The 402-nt window shown below is 22.9% G+C and carries 1 protein-coding gene; it reads right to left on the reverse strand.

Features of this window, described 5'->3' with window-relative positions; all coding sequences use genetic code 11:
• A partial coding sequence (locus ETC00_RS20185; RefSeq protein WP_171567791.1) for a hypothetical protein occupies positions 1 to 402 on the reverse strand: 402 nt, incomplete at both ends.

Genomic DNA, 402 nt, shown 5'->3' on the forward strand with positions numbered 1-402 from the left:
CCAATACATAATTTATCATTGTCAACTGTTATGCTTCTTTTATTGAGCGCTTCCTTCATTTCATCTTGGTTAAAATAAAATTCATAGTTCTTTACTTTTAAATAAGTGATATTTTTAGAAATTTCATCATACTCAACTGTAGTTTTATATTTATTATTAATAGAAATATTATTTCCGTATTTTACTAAAATACCTTTAAATTGAGTATTTAATGTTTTCTTGAACTTTTCAATTTTTGCAGAAACTTTATTACCATGTCTTCTTAAAAAGATTTTGTTATAGTTTGTACATACTTGAACTTCATCTGGACCTGTTTTTACAATAGGTTTCATAAATAATTGCTTAATAATAATTTTTTTATTACCGTTCAAATACATAAATTTATCATCAATGAATTTAGGC

This window comes from Brevibacillus sp. MCWH (assembly GCF_013096935.1).
Taxonomy (GTDB): domain Bacteria; phylum Bacillota; class Bacilli; order Brevibacillales; family Brevibacillaceae; genus Brevibacillus; species Brevibacillus aydinogluensis.